This window comes from Corallococcus sp. EGB (genome assembly GCF_019968905.1).
Taxonomy (GTDB): domain Bacteria; phylum Myxococcota; class Myxococcia; order Myxococcales; family Myxococcaceae; genus Corallococcus.
On the sequence record NZ_CP079946.1, the window covers coordinates 3,333,361 to 3,347,598 of the forward strand.

A 14,238-nucleotide genomic window follows, 5' to 3' on the forward strand; every position below is an offset into this window, starting at 1 on the left:
GACTCACGGTGTCGCTCAGAGGGGAACCTGCTCGCGGAGTCGTCCCCCCGCCTGGAGGGGGATCAGGCGGGACGCCTCCTGAGGCGCCCCGCCCAAGAAACCGGGTCCTGCGGTCAGCCCGCCTTCGCGAGCGGCGGCGCCCCGGCCAGCAGGGCCGGCGTGGGCACGGTGTAGCCCACGAGCAGGAGGACCTCCGCGATGGCATCACCGACGTTGGCCTGCGTGTCGTTGAACTCGGTGGGCTTGCAGAAGATGCACACCGCGAGGATGGGGCCCTGGAGGGTGAACTCCGCGATCTCCACCTGGGGCGCGGGCGTGGCCTGGACGCCCTTCACCGTGGGCAGGCGCTCCAGCAGGACCTGCTGCAGCACCCGTACGTCCACGCCGTGCATCAGCGGCACCTTGACCGTCATCTTGCGGTGCGGGTGGTGGCTGTAGTTGATGATGTTGTCGCTGAACATCTGGTTGTTGCCCACGGAGATCCGCACGTTGTCGGACGTGTCCATCGTGGTGACGAACAGGCCGATCTCCTGGACGATGCCCACGACGCCACCGGCTTCGATCTCCTCGCCCACGCGGAAGGGGCGCAGCACCAGGAGGAAGATGCCCGCGGCGAAGTTGGCCAGCAGCCCGGACCACGCGGCGCCAATGGCGATGCCCGCGGCGGCGATGAGCGCGGCGAAGGACGTGGTCTCCACGCCCATCAACCCCAGGATGCCGACGATCAGCATCAGGGTGAGCGAGCCGGTGAAGAGCGACCCGACGTAGCGGATCAGCGTGGCGTCCAGCTGCCGCCGCTGAAGGCCCATGTCCAGCACCTTGCGGAAGCCGGCGATGACCGTCCGCCCGATGAACCAGATGAACAGCGCCCCGATGACCTTGAGCAGCAGCGGGAGCGCTTCGGTCAGGGCCAGTGACTTCAGTTGAACAATGACTTCATCCATGCGGCGAACCCCCTTGACCCGGGACCGGGTGTGCGCCGTGCGTTTTGCACGGGGCCGGCCACGGCATGCAAGCCGAGCCGCATGGAATCCACAGCTGTCCCGGAGGGCATTCCTGACCCGTCCTCGCGGGGCAGGCGCGCCCGGGGCGGCTTCAGTCGCCCTGGATGGCGGCCTGCCAGTCGCCGTCCGCGGAGATGCCCACGCGCATGCCGATGTAGCTCTTCTCCTTGCGCATGTCGGCGATCATCTCCTCTGGGTAGATGCCATTGAGCAGCGCGAAGTCCCCGTCGGTGGCGTCCTTCCGGAAGGCCGTGGGCCACCAGTACAGGTCACCCTCCTGGTAGAAGGGGAGGTTGAGGACGTGGACCAGCCGCGCCAGCACGGGCTGCGGGCTCTCCGTCCACTCCTCCTGGATGCGCCAGGTGGTGGCCATGTCCTGGTCGGGGTCGTAGGAGAAGCGCACGCCCTTGCCCTTCTCGTCGCCCAGCTTCTGGAGGGCCGCGTAGTCGCACGCCACGGCGGCCTTGATGATGCGCTCGCGCATGGACGCCACCGCCGGGGGCAGGGGCTTCGCGGTGGGCTTGGGGATGGGACTCAGCCGGCTCGCCGAGCACGACGCCGCGGCCGGAGCGCTGGCCTCTTGGGGCTTGGACGCAGGCGGGGCAGGTGGCGGGGCGGGCTTGGGCGGGGTGGGCATGGTCGGGCTCGGGGCGGGGGACGCCGCGGGCGTCCGGGGTGACTCCGTGCAGGCCAGGCAGGCGGCGACAAGGGCAGCGGATAGCAGGGGAGCGCGGTTCATGTCCCCCAAGGTCTGATCCAGCACGCGAAAAGGCAAAGGCCCGGAACCCTTGGGATTTCTCCCAATGATTCCGGGCCCTTACGTCTGCGCGCGATGCAGGATTCGAACCTGCGGCCTTTGGCTCCGGAGGCCAACGCTCTATCCAGCTGAGCTAATCGCGCAGAACTGCTTTCCGGTGCCGGAGGAGTAACCGAAGTCCCCAGACGACGCAAGCACACATTCCAGGTCCGGCAGGAGGTGTCTGGGAGCCCATGCCTCCCTCCAGTGGGCGGCTCCCGCTCAGACGCCCGTCACCTGACGGATGAACGCGAGCATCCGCGAACACGCCATGTCCAGATCCATGTGCGCCTCCGCCATCCGGCGGGCCTCCCGTCCCATGGCCTCCAGCGTCGCGGGGCACTGCACCAGCGCGTCCAGCGTGTTCGCCAGGGCCGCGTAGTCGCCCACCGGCACGATGCGCCCATCCACGCCGTCACGCACCAGCTCGCCCACGCCGCCCGCGGGCGTCGTCACCACCGCGAGCCCCGCCGCCTTCGCCTCCGCGATGGCCCAGGACGACATGTCCGCCATCGTCGGCAGCACGAAGAGGTCCGCCTCCTGCGCCAGGCCAATCAGCTCCGGCGAGTTCGGCTTCACCCCCACGTGGACGCGCACGCCCGGCGGCGCCTCGAAGGGCGTGGACGTCACCACGTCCAGCCGCCAGTGCTCGCGCCGCGTCTCCCGCGCCCAGCGCAACAGCAGCTTGCCGCCCTTGCGCCCCAGGTCGCCTCCCACGAAGAGCAGCCGCACCACGCCATCCCTCGGCTTCTTCTCCGGCGCGGGCCGCCACAGCGTCGTGTCCACGCTGGGCCAGACGACGTGCACGCTCGCGTCGGGCACGCCGTACTCCTCCACCAGCGAGCGCTTGGTGAACTGAGAGAAGGACAGCATCCCCTTCGCGATGGCGTACGTGCGCCGGTGCAGCGCGTTCTTCGCCCGGCCCACCCAACCGGCGTGCTGCGTGCGCAGGCCGTAGTAGCGCAGGTAGTCCTCCAGCCCGCTCGGCGTCGCGTCCGTGGAGATGACGCTCGGCACCCGGCGCATGAAGTCGTGCGACAGGTGCGCCAGCCGCTGCGTGTGCACCACCGCGGCCCGCACCGGCTCCTCTGCGGAGGCCCGGTGCAGCGCGCTGCGCGCCCTCAAGCCCCCGCGCACGGACAACTTCGAGCGCACCAGCGGCAGCTGCTCCCAGACGTCATCCGCGTGCTCGTCGATGGGCAGCCACACCGGCACGACGTCGTTCCGGCGCGCCATGGCCCGCTGCAGGTTGTGCAGGAACACCGCGTTGCCGAGCGTCGTCTCGATGGCGAAGGCGATACGTGGGGGCGATGACGACATCCGCTGCGTGTCCCTCCCGGAGACCTGGGTGTCCTCCCGGGCATATAGAGGCCCCGCGCGTCATCACCAACAGGTCTTTCGGTGTACCCGTCCGGATTCGCACGGAGGGGGTGGACTCCGGGCCCGCCTCACGCCTCCGGCTGCAAGGGCTGCCGCGGCAGGTGGACGCGCACCTCGCGCACGCGGCGCGGCGACGCCTCCATCACCTCCAGCACCGTGCCGTCCGCCAGGGACAGCTTCGCGCCCGGCTCCGGGATGGCGCCCCCCGCGAGCGCGATGCACAGGCCCGCGACGGTGGAATAGTCCTCGCTCTCCGCCAGCTCCAGCCCCAGCGCGCGGTTCACCTCGCGCAGGCTCGCCTCGCCCTGCACCACCGCGACGGAGGGCCCCTCGCGCCGCACGCGCACCTCGGGCGTCTCGGACTCGCTGAGGATGTCCCCCACCAGCTCCTCCACCAGGTCCTCCACCGTCACCAGCCCCACCACCCCGCCGTGCTCGTCCACCACCACGGCCAGCTGCATCCGCCGGCGCTGCAGCTCCTTCATCGCCGCGATGGCGCGCATGGACTCCACCAGGAACAGCGGCGGGCGCAGCACGTCCTCCAGGACGATGAGGTGCCCCTCCCAGGCCACGCCCAGCAGGTCCTTGGCCACGATGTAGCCCACCACGTTGTCCAGCGTGCCCTCGTACACCGGCATCCGCGAGTGCCCGTGCTCCAGCAGCACCTGGCGGATCTCCTCCGTGCTCGCGTGCCGGCGCAGCGCGACGATGTGCTCGCGCGTCACCATCACGTCGCCCAGCGTCAAATCCCCCAGCTCGAAGGCCCGCGACGCAATCTCCCCCGCGCGCGGATCCAACGTGCCCTGCTTCGAGGCCTCCTCCACCAGCTGCTGCAATTCGTCCGGAGACAGGCGCGACTCGGAGAAGTTCGTCTTGTCCCCGAAGAGCTTCAGCACCAGGTTGGAGCTCGCGGTGAGAAACCACACCAGCGGCCGCATCACCCACGCGAGCGCCTTGAGCGGCCGCCCCAGCGTCAGCGCATACTGTTCGGAGTAGCGCAGCGCCAGGGACTTGGGGACCAGCTCCCCCAGCACCAGCGACAGGTACGACACCAGCGCGACCACGCCCGCGAACGACACCTGGCTCGCGGTGGCCTCCGGCACGCCCAGCCCGGTCAGCGCGACGGCCAGCCGCTGCGCGATGCTCGCGCCGCCGAAGGCCGCCGCCGTGGAGCCAATCACCGTGATGCCAATCTGCACCGTGGCGAGCAGCCGCTCCGGATCATCCCGCAGCGCCGTCACCGCCTTCGCGGACTTGCTGCCCTGTTCGAGCAGCTCCTTCAGCCGCGTCTTGCGCACGGACAGCAGGCCCAGCTCAGCGCCCGCGAAGACGCCGTTGGCCAGCACCAGCAGCAGGATGATGACGAGCTCCGTGACGATGGCGGACCTCCTGGCTGGATCCTCCCCGCCCGGGTCGGCGGGGGACGCCTCCCGTCCTACACCCCCAGCGACTGCAGGAGCAGCGACAATTGGTCGCGGCTCGCTCCCTTGGGCAGGTAGTAGTGGGGACCGGACATGAGGGCGCTGCCCACGTCCTGGGCCGCCGCGGAGGTGAGGAAGACGATGCGCGGGTTCGTCGCCGCGCGTGGCAGCTTCTCCACCACCTCCAGGCCGCTCATGCCCGGCATGTTCAGGTCCAGCAGCATGACCCCGAAGCGCTCGCCCCGCTTCAGCGAGTCGAGCGCCTCCTGTCCGTCCGCCGCCTCGGTGGTCTCATAGCCGAGGTCCTCCAGGCTCACCCGGAGGAACTCCCGCCAGTCCGCGTCGTCGTCCACGACCAGGACCTTCCGAGTACCGTCATCCACCGCGAGTCGCCCCAAGCGTCCTCCTGACCTGGGGAGAAACTCTCGGGGCACCCCTGGCATTCGCGACACCTGGGCGTCGTTGCTTCCAGGAGCAGGCGGCCGGACAGGCGCTAGAACAGCGCGATGCCCAGCTGGCCCACCAGGTACTGGAGGGCGGGCCTGACGTTGTGGACCGCCGTGCGCGGTCTGGCGGGTTCCGCCGCCTGGCACCACGTGGGCTCGCCCACCAGCCGGCCGGCCATGTGGTGGAAGACGCGGAAGCGCATCAGGTCCGCGCTGCTGCCCGAATTGTAGACGCGCAACGCGCGCTCGCCCGGCGTGCCCAGGTCCGCCTCGCTGGGGATGTGGCGGTGGCCGTGCAGCACCAGGTCACACCGGCCGCCCACGCGCTCCAGCAGCGGCTTGCCCAACGCGAGCTCCGACGCGTGGGGCAGGCCGAACTTCGTGGCGATCCACTCCGGGAAGCTCTCCAGCGGCAGCGGCAGCACGTGGTGGTGCAGCAGCACCGCGACCAGCGCGTCCCTGGGCGCGGCCTCCAGCGCGCGGTCCACCTCGTCCACGACGCCTTCCGTCAGCTCTCCGTGGCTGTGGAAATAGTTGCGGTTGTGCTCACCGGTGGAGTCCACGCAGACCAGGAAGAGTCCCGCCGTCTCCACCGTGTGGACCTTGCGGCCCTGCATGAACCCGCTGCCCACATCCTCGCCGGGCCGGTCATGGTTGCCTGGGATGAAAGTGAGGCGTCCGGTCTCCAACCAGGGCGCGAAGTGTTCACGGAAGCGCTGGAACTCGGCGCGGGATCCGCGGTGCGTGAGGTCTCCCGTGACCACCACGTGATCCACCTCCTGCGCCGCGAGGGCCTTCACCAGGGAGGACGCGGAAGCATCACTCTCGCGGCTCATGTCCAGGTGGAGATCCGAAAGATGCGCCAGCTTCAGGGAGGGCATACCGAAGGAGATAGGCATCGAAGCTTCGAGCGGCGAGGGTGGGTGTTCGAAGTGCTGTACGAAGGGCCGTCAAAAGTTGTGCCCGCGTCGTTCACCCCACCCCATTGCTCGCGAACCACTCCGCCGCGGGCGTGTTACGCGCGCGCATCGGCACCAGGCGCGTGCCGGAAATCACGCGCAGCCGCGTGCCGCGCCAGTTCACCGTGCGCCGGAACGCGCCATGCCACCATGCGGCGAAGAGCAGCGCGTCCTTCACCAGCACCGCGGGCGCCGCGCGCAAGGACACCGGCTGGGGACGCAGCGAACGGAACACCGTCACGTCCACCCAGACCTTGCCCAGCGCCACCGACAACGCCGCCAGGCCCGTGAGGGCGGACGGGTGGAGGAGCGCACCCAGCACCGCGAGCGGAACCGGGTTGAGCAGCGCCTGCGCAATGTACGTGGAGGGCGCTACCGCTGTGCGGTGGATGACGCTCCAGCGCAGGTAGCGCTGGAAGAAGGCGTCCACGCTCTTGCGCAGCGAGACGTTGAAGACAGGGGCGTGCGCCAGCACCACGCGCTTGCCCAGCTTGCGCGTCACCCACTGGCCAATGACGTAGTCCTCCGCCAGCACGTCCTTCACGGAGAAGAAGCCGCCCAGCGCCTCCACGTCCTCGCGGCGCAGCGCCATGGACTTGCCCACCACGATGTCGCGGTCCGCCGCGTGCTTCGCGGCGATCATCCCCGCCGCCGCGCTGGAGGACAGGTGCAGGTTGTCCAGCAGCGAACCGAAGCTCTGCTCCCCCAGGCCGGCCACCGGGTGCGTCACGCAGCCCACCGAGGGGTCCTCGAAGGCCGCGGCGATCTCCTCCAGGTAGCCGTCCCCCACGCGGGTGTTGCTGTCGCTCACCACCCAGATGTCATGGCGGGCCTCCGCCGACAGCGTCACCAGCTGGTTCACCTTGGGATTCAGCCCGGGCTCTCCCTCCTGGAGCACCACGCGCATCACCTGGGGCCACTTCGCCTCCGCGGCCCGCGCCACCGCGTAGGCCGGGTCGCGCGTGTCCTTCACGCCCAGGAGCACCTCGTAGGTGGGGTAGGGCAGCCGCGCGAACTGGGCGAGGTTGGCCTCCAGGTCGTCATCCACGCCGCACAGCGGCTTGAGGATGGACAGGCCGGGGCGCCGCGTGGGGGCGGCGGGGGAGGTGCGGCGGTGGCGGCGCACGAACAGCGCCTGGAGGAGGAGGGCGACGAGGCCCACTGCGGACGCGGCCAGGAGGAGGCTGGATGCGATGAGCATGCCGCCACCCTAGAGGTCCCACAAGGCGGGACCGGGGCGGCGGGGCGGCGGGACGGCCAACTCGCCGTGACACCGCCGTGAAGCCGCCTACTCCAGGTCGCGGCTGCGCGGGTGGCGCACGTCCTTGCCGCGCACCATGTAGATGACCATCTCCGCCACGTTGAGCGCGTGGTCGCCAATGCGCTCCAGGTGCTTCGCGATGAACATCAACGCCGTGGCCCGGCGGATGTTGCGCGAGTCCTCCATCATGTAGGCCAGCAGCTCGTTGAAGATCTTCAGGAAGAGGGCATCCAGCAGGTCGTCCCCCTTGAGGACGTCCTCCGCCTTGGCCGCGTCCCCGGACACGAACGCGTCCAGCGCCATCTTCACCTGCTGCTGCGCCAACTCCGCCAGCTTCGGCGTGTCCACGTAGGGGGCGAGCGGCGGCACCTGGTTCAGGTCCATGGCGCGCTCGGCGATGTTCACCGCCAGGTCACCAATGCGCTCCAGGTCGGTGACGATCTTCAGCGCCGTGGTGATGAGGCGCAGGTCGGACGCGGCCGGCTGGCGCAGCGCGAGGATGCGGCGGCACAGGTCGTCGATGTCGACCTCCAGCCGGTTCACCTCGCGGTCCGCGCCCACGACCTTCTCCGCCAGCGTGGAGTCGCGGTCGGTGAGGGCCTTGGTGCTCTGCGCGATGAGGGCCTCCACCTTGGCCCCCATGGCCAGCAGCTTCTCGCGCAGGTTGCGCAGGTCCTGCTCGAATGCCTTGTCGGTATGCATCGCGGCCATGTGGTCCTCTTCCGTCGCGCGCGGGCTCAACCGAACTTCCCGGTGACGTAGTCCTCCGTGCGCTTCTCGTGGGGGTTGGTGAAGATCTGCTCCGTGGGGCCGCACTCCACCAATTCCCCCATGTAGAAGAAAGCCGTCTGGTCGCTCACCCGCGCGGCCTGCTGCATGTTGTGGGTCACGATGGCGATGGTGTACGTGGCCTTGAGCTCGTGGATGAGCTCTTCAATCTTCGCCGTGGCGATGGGGTCCAGCGCGGACGCGGGCTCGTCCATCAGCAGCACCTCCGGCTCCACCGCCAGCGCCCGCGCGATGCACAGGCGCTGCTGCTGGCCGCCGGACAGGCCCAGGGCGCTTTCCTCCAGGCGGTCCTTCACCTCGTCCCACAGCGCCGCGCCGCGCAGGGACTTCTCCACGCGCGCGGCCAGCTTCGCCCTGTCCTTGAGCCCGCCCACGCGCAGGCCGTAGGCGACGTTCTCGAAGATGGACTTGGGGAAGGGGTTGGACTTCTGGAACACCATGCCCACGCGGCGGCGCAGGTCCACCACATCCAGGGAGCGGTCGTGGATGCTCCGGCCGTCCAGGAACACGCTGCCGTCGTGGCTCGCGCCGGGGATGAGGTCGTTCATCCGGTTGAGCGAGCGCAGGAAGGTGGACTTGCCGCACCCGGACGGGCCGATGAGCGCCGTCACCTTGTGCTCGGGGACGGCCAGGCTCACCTGCTTGATGGCCACCTTGCTGCCGTAGCGCAGGGTGAGCTCGCGGGCTTCCATCTTGTTGCGCGGCGTGGCGGAGGAGAGGGGCATGGGAGCAGGGAACGTCAGTGTCCGGCCGCGGCCTTGCGGCGCGTGCGCGTGCGGATGAGGACCGCGACCAGGTTCAGGGCGAAGGTGAGCAGGAGCAGCACCAGCACCGTGGCGTACAGCAACGGGCGGGTGGCCTCCACGTCCGGCGACTGCGTGGCCAGCACGTAGGTGTGGTAGCCCAGGTGCATGAACTGCGAGTTCAGGCTCGTGGGGAGATCCGGCAGGAAGTACGCAGCGCCGGTGAAGAGGATGGGGGCCACCTCGCCCGCGCCGCGGGAGATGGCCAGCACCGCGCCGGTGAGGATGCCCGGCAGCGCGCCCGGCAGCACCACCCGCGCCAGCGTCTGTGACTGGGTGGCCCCCAGCGCGAGGCTCGCGGTGCGCTGCTCCTGCGGCACGGCGCGCAGGGCCTCTTCCGTGGACACGATGACGACGGGCAGGGTGAGCACCGCCAGCGTCAGCGACGCCCAGAGGATGCCCGGCTGGGCCCAGTGCAGCTCCTGGTAGCCCAGCGCGTGGTCCAGCCCCTTGCCCACGAAGAGGATGAAGAAGCCCAGGCCGAAGAGGCCGAACACGATGGAGGGCACGCCCGCCAGGTTCGCCACCGCCACGCGCACCGCGCGGGCCAGGAAGCTGGAGGGCGGCGCGTACTCGTGCAGGTACACCGCCGTGAGCACGCCCACCGGCATCACCGCCAGGGTCATGAGCAGCGTGAGCGCGGCGGTGCCGAAGAGGGCGGGGAAGATGCCGCCGCCCATCATCCCGTCCGTGGGCGCCTCCGTGAGGAAGCGCCAGGAGACGTGGCTCCAGCCGCCCCGGACGATGTCCAGGAGGATGAGGCCCAGCATGGCCACGATGACGAACGCGGCCAGCCCCGTGAGCGACACGAGCGACAGGCCCACGACCTTGCGCGTGGTGTGCTTCACCCCGCACCTCCCTTGAGCCGCTGGATGACCTTGCGCGTCCACATCCCGGCGAGCATGTTCAGCACGAAGGTGAAGAGGAACAGCTCCACGCCGATGAAGAAGAGCAGCGCGTAGTGCGGGCTGCCCACCACCACCTCGCCCATCTCCGCGGCGATGGTGGCCGACAGCGAGCGCACGGAGTCCCCCAGGTTCCACGACACGATGGCCGCGTTGCCGGAGGCCATGAGGACGATCATCGTCTCACCGATGGCGCGCCCGAAGCCCAGCACGCACGCGGCGAGGATGCCGGGGGCCGCCGCCGGGAGCACCACCTTCCACGCCGTCTCCCAGGGCGTGGCCCCCAGCGCCAGGGACGCCTCGCGGTAGCTGCGCGGCACGGCGGTGAGCGCGTCCTCCGTCACCGTGAAGATGACCGGCACGATGGCCAGCGCCAGGCCCAGCCCCGCCACGACGGCGTTGAGCCGGGAGGTGAAGCCGAAGACGTCCTGGAGGAAGGTGGCCATCACCATCAGCGCGAAGAAGCCCAGCACCACGGACGGGATGCCGGCGAGCAATTCGATGGTGGGCTTGAGGACCTCGCGCAGGCGGCGCGGGGCGAACTCCGCGGCGAACAGCGCGCCGAAGATGCCCAGGGGGACCGCCACCACCATGGACACGAGCGTCGTCTTCAGCGTGCCGACGAACAGCGGAATCATGCTGACCTTGGGCACGCTGGACACCGGCTGCCACACGTAGGCCAGCGGCTTTCCCTTCCGCACCACCTGCGGAAGGAACATCTTGGAGAAGCTGGCCTCCTCGCGCGCCGCCGCGTCGGTGACGAGCGTGAGCGCCTCCTTCGCCACGAAGACGAGGATGAGCACCAGCGCGGCGATGCCGGTGAAGGCCACCACGGTGATCAACCCCGCGATGGCCCTCTCCTTCCATTGCCGTCGCCGGGCCGCGGGCGACAGCGTGGGCTGCGCCACCGGGGGCGCGAGGTCCTGCTCCTGCATGACGGCCTGTCTATCCAACATGGGACCCCCGCGCCGGGTGACAATCGCGTGACGCCGACTACTTCACAGGGAAGTAGCCGACCTGCGTGACGATGGCCTGACCTTCCGCGGACAGCGTGAAGTCGATGAAGGCCTTGGCCTCGCCGGCGGGCTTGTTGCGCAGGTAGAAGAAGAGGTCGCGCGACAGCGGGTACTTGCCGCTCTTCACGTTCTCCGCGTTGGGGGCGAAGGCCTCGTTGCCCTTCTTCACCTTCAGCTCCTTGATGCCCTTGGCGTACGCGGCGCCGCCGTAGCCAATGCCGTTCTTCTCCTTGGCCACCGCGTTGACGACGGCGGCGGTGCCCGGGAGCGTCTGCGCGGAGGCCGCGAAGTCGTCCCCGCCCAGCACGGTGTCCTTCACGAACACGTAGGTGCCGGAGGAGTTCTCACGCGAGTACAGGACGATGGGGGCGTCCGCGCCGCCCACGGCCTTCCACGACGTGGTGTCGCCCAGGTAGATGTCCTTGAGCTGCTCCACGGAGAGCGCGTCCACCTTGTTGGACTCGTTGACGTAGAAGGTGACGCCGTCCTTGGCCACGGAGATGGCGGTGGGCGGCGTGTTGTAGCGGGCGCGCAGCTTCTCCTCCTCCGCCTCCTTGATTTCACGGCTGGACATGGCGATGTCCGTGGTGCCGTTCTGCAGGGCCGCCAGGCCCGTGCCGGAGCCGCCGCCCGTCACCTGGATCTTCGTGGCGGGGTTCTTCTTCATGAACGCCTCGGCCCAGCGCTGGACGAGGATGACCATGGTGTCCGAGCCCTTCACGGTCACCGTGCCTGCCTGGGCGGTGAGCGGGAGGACGACGAGCCCGAAGGCGACGAAGCTGGAAAGCAGTGTCTTCTTCATGGGGTGACTCCTCTAGAAACGGGCCTGCATCTGCAGGGTGAACAGGTTGTCGTGCGGGTCCAATGCCTGGGCCACGACGTGCGTGATGGGGATTTCGTAGATGGCGGAAACCTTCAGGTTCTCCCCGAAGTGGTGCTGGAGGACGAAGCCCAGCGTGTCGACGGTGTTGTCCGCGCCCGGCACGTCACCCACGGCGACGTTCGCCTGGCCGTTGTGCGGGTCGAAGGTGTCGTAGCGGACGGCCACCGCGTCGTTGAGCCCGATGTTCTGCACGAGCAGCAGGTACCAGCCGTGCGCGGGCACGTTCAGGTGGGTGGCGTTGTTGGCGGCGCCGTAGGTGCGCCCGGCGATGAACTCGCCCTTGATGGCGGTGCCGCCCAGGGGAATCACGTCGAAGTAGGCCTGGAGGTCCGCGCCGATGCGGGTGCGCTCGTAGGCGCGGCGGAAGGGGTCCGTGGCCAGCCGGCCCATGTCATGGCCGTACCAGCCGGAGATGCCACCGGAGAGCCACTTCAGGTCGAAGCCCAGGTGCCCGACGATGTCCTTCTCCTTGTCGTTGTCCTGGGTGGTGCCGCTGTCGGTGCCGTTGCCGTCGAAGACGCCCACCGCGAGCCGCAGGAACTTGTAGCGGCCGTTCACCTTCGCGCCGCGGTCGCGCTCGCTGGGGAGCATGTTGCGCACCACGCGGCTGCGCTCGGGGAACTCGCGGTCGCTGGAGGACTGGGGGCCCTCGTAGCCGAAGGGCCACTTCATCTGGCCCAGGGTGACGGACAGCTGCTGCTTGGTGCCGGGGACGAAGAGGGTGGCCTCCGCGTCCTTGAGCGTCACGCCCGCGGGCACCGCGTCGATCTGCAGCATGAACTGCGACCACTCGGTGGTGTACGTGGCCTTCAAGCGGCCCCGGCGGACGCCGAAGCGGCTGTAGCCGCCCGCGCCGGTGTCATCCAGGTCCTGCAGGTACTGATAGCGGGCCTGGACATAGCCGGAGATGCGCAGCTTCTTGAGCGCGGACAGGTCGTTCTTCGTCTCGACGTTCTGCTCCTCCAGCGCCTCCACGCGGTGCTCGTCCGCCGTCAGCCGCTCGTCGATGGAGGGCGACATCTCCGGGACGGTGGGGGCGTTGGCGCGCGGGGGGGCGGGCTCCGTGGAGGACGGCTCCGCCGCCGCGCGCGGCTCGGAGGCCGGCGGGGTGGAGACCGCTTCCTGGGAGGTGGTGGCCTGGGCCATGGAGGTGCTGGAGCTCAGCAGGGTGAGGGCAACGAGGAGTGGGCGCATAGAAGGTCGGCGGGCGTCTCGGGGGTGTCGAGAACGCGTGACGATCTATGGGCTGGATGTGGCCGTTTAACGGCCCTTTCGTGACAAATGCGTAACGGAAGGGCCCGGGGGCCTACCCTGCGGCCGGATCCACGATGCGGTAGCCGACACCGCGAACCGTCTCCAGGAGGGAGCGTGCGGGGCCCAGTTTGTCGCGCAGCCGCATCACGTGCGTGTCGATGGTGCGCGTCTCCAGGGCACTGGACAGGCCCCAGACCTGCTCCAGGAGCTGCTCGCGCGTCTGCACCCGGCCCAGCCGCGCCATGAGGAACTCCAGCAGGCGGAACTCCAGCGCGGTGAGGGGCGTCTCCTTCTCCTCCACGAAGAAGCGGTGCTGGGTGACGTCCAGGCGCAGGGGGCCCAGCGCCAGGGGCGGCGTGCCCTCCTGGGGCGAGGAGGTGCGCCGGAGGATGGCCTTGAGCCGGAGCACCAGCTCGCGCACGGAGAAGGGCTTGACGACGTAGTCGTCCGCGCCGACCTCGAAGCCCCGGATGCGGTCCGCCTCCTCGCTCTTGGCGGTGAGCATGACGATGAGCACGTCACGCAGGCGGGGGTTGGCGCGCAGGTGGCGGCAGACCTCGATGCCGGACAGGTCCGGCAGCATCAGGTCCAGCAGCACCACGTCCGGGGGCTGCTCGCGGGCGGCGGTGAGCGCCGCCTCCCCGGTGAAGGCCACGCGGGTGGTGAAGCCCGCGCCGCGCAGGTTGAAGTCGATGAGCTCGGCGAGGTCACGCTCGTCGTCGACGATGAGTACGTGGGACATGGCGGGCATGTACTGTGCGCGCACCGCTTCGCGCCCACGTGACGCGCTGGCAACAAGTGCGTCACGTCCGTCACGCCCGAAGAGGGAGTCACGGGCGCCGCAGGGAGCGGCCCGGTGCCGCCATCCATTGCAGGGCGAACTCGCGGCCCTCGGCGCGCAGGGCGACGGCGCAGCCCTTGCGGAGCTTGTCCGGCAGGGCATGGCCCAGCGCCAGCGCCGCGGCGCGTTCCAAGGAGGGATTGTGTCCCACCAGCGCCCAGCCCGGGCCCACGTCGCGCGCCAGCTTGAGCACGTTGCGCGCCGCGCCCTTCATGGGGACGAGCGCGGGGTGGACCTCCACGTGGGACAGCCCGAGCGCGTCCGCGAGCAGCTCCGCGGTCTGCACCGCGCGCACCAGCGGGCTGGTGATGATGCCCATGAGCGGCGTGAGGCGCGTGAGCTTCTTCGCGTGCTGACGGAAGGCGGCGCGGCCCTGGGGCGTGAGGGCGCGGGCCTCGTCGCCCAGGGCGTTGGAGTCCTCGGCCACGGCGTGGCGCACGAGGAGGAGGGGCAGGTCGCGTTCAGCCATGGGCGCGCGTT

At 69.8% G+C, this 14,238-nt stretch carries 15 protein-coding genes and 1 tRNA gene; all 16 read right to left on the reverse strand.

What is annotated here, in order from left to right:
* Positions 1–113: 113 nt before the first annotated feature.
* The gene (locus KYK13_RS13935; protein ID WP_223644881.1) at positions 114–944 is read right to left on the reverse strand and encodes a mechanosensitive ion channel family protein; all 831 of its coding nucleotides are present in this window, start codon (positions 942–944) and stop codon (positions 114–116) included.
* Positions 945–1,095: 151 nt separating this feature from the next.
* The gene (locus KYK13_RS13940; protein ID WP_223644883.1) at positions 1,096–1,641 is read right to left on the reverse strand and encodes a hypothetical protein; all 546 of its coding nucleotides are present in this window, start codon (positions 1,639–1,641) and stop codon (positions 1,096–1,098) included.
* Positions 1,642–1,830: 189 nt separating this feature from the next.
* Positions 1,831–1,904: transfer RNA gene (locus KYK13_RS13945), tRNA-Arg, on the reverse strand.
* Positions 1,905–2,022: 118 nt separating this feature from the next.
* Positions 2,023–3,120, reverse strand: coding sequence for a glycosyltransferase family 4 protein (locus tag KYK13_RS13950; protein ID WP_223644885.1), 1,098 nt, complete (start codon positions 3,118–3,120; stop codon positions 2,023–2,025).
* A 128-nt stretch (positions 3,121–3,248) separates the two neighbouring features.
* Positions 3,249–4,532, reverse strand: a complete 1,284-nt coding sequence (locus KYK13_RS13955; protein WP_223646610.1) for a hemolysin family protein — start codon at positions 4,530–4,532, stop codon at positions 3,249–3,251.
* An 83-nt stretch (positions 4,533–4,615) separates the two neighbouring features.
* Positions 4,616–5,044 (reverse strand): response regulator, encoded by a 429-nt coding sequence (locus KYK13_RS13960; protein WP_370645350.1) that lies wholly within the window; start codon positions 5,042–5,044, stop codon positions 4,616–4,618.
* A gap of 50 nt (positions 5,045–5,094) precedes the next feature.
* Complete coding sequence (locus KYK13_RS13965; protein WP_223644889.1) at positions 5,095–5,946, reverse strand: metallophosphoesterase; 852 nt, start codon at positions 5,944–5,946, stop codon at positions 5,095–5,097.
* A 73-nt stretch (positions 5,947–6,019) separates the two neighbouring features.
* Entirely contained in the window at positions 6,020–7,207 is a 1,188-nt protein-coding gene (locus KYK13_RS13970; RefSeq protein WP_223644891.1) for a ceramide glucosyltransferase, read from the reverse strand.
* An 87-nt stretch (positions 7,208–7,294) separates the two neighbouring features.
* Positions 7,295–7,978: a phosphate signaling complex protein PhoU gene (phoU, locus tag KYK13_RS13975; RefSeq protein ID WP_223644893.1), complete on the reverse strand. Its 684-nt coding sequence runs from the start codon at positions 7,976–7,978 to the stop codon at positions 7,295–7,297.
* Between the two features lie 26 nt (positions 7,979–8,004).
* Positions 8,005–8,748, reverse strand: a complete 744-nt coding sequence (gene pstB, locus KYK13_RS13980; protein ID WP_223646612.1) for a phosphate ABC transporter ATP-binding protein PstB — start codon at positions 8,746–8,748, stop codon at positions 8,005–8,007.
* A gap of 47 nt (positions 8,749–8,795) precedes the next feature.
* On the reverse strand, positions 8,796–9,707 hold the full coding sequence (pstA, locus tag KYK13_RS13985) for a phosphate ABC transporter permease PstA (protein ID WP_223644895.1): 912 nt from the start codon (positions 9,705–9,707) through the stop codon (positions 8,796–8,798).
* Positions 9,704–10,699 carry a phosphate ABC transporter permease subunit PstC gene (gene pstC / locus KYK13_RS13990; RefSeq protein WP_223644897.1) on the reverse strand — a complete coding sequence of 332 codons (996 nt, stop codon included), beginning with the start codon at positions 10,697–10,699 and terminating at the stop codon, positions 9,704–9,706. The genes pstA and pstC overlap by 4 nt, the downstream gene beginning before the upstream one ends.
* 58 nt (positions 10,700–10,757) lie before the next feature.
* The gene (locus KYK13_RS13995; RefSeq protein ID WP_223644899.1) at positions 10,758–11,582 is read right to left on the reverse strand and encodes a phosphate ABC transporter substrate-binding protein; all 825 of its coding nucleotides are present in this window, start codon (positions 11,580–11,582) and stop codon (positions 10,758–10,760) included.
* A gap of 12 nt (positions 11,583–11,594) precedes the next feature.
* On the reverse strand, positions 11,595–12,857 hold the full coding sequence (locus KYK13_RS14000; protein ID WP_223644900.1) for a porin: 1,263 nt from the start codon (positions 12,855–12,857) through the stop codon (positions 11,595–11,597).
* Positions 12,858–12,969: 112 nt separating this feature from the next.
* Entirely contained in the window at positions 12,970–13,659 is a 690-nt protein-coding gene (locus KYK13_RS14005; protein WP_223644902.1) for a response regulator, read from the reverse strand.
* Between the two features lie 88 nt (positions 13,660–13,747).
* A complete protein-coding gene (locus KYK13_RS14010) occupies positions 13,748–14,227 on the reverse strand; it encodes a histidine phosphatase family protein (protein WP_223644904.1) in 480 nt (159 codons plus the stop codon).
* Positions 14,228–14,238: the final 11 nt, after the last annotated feature.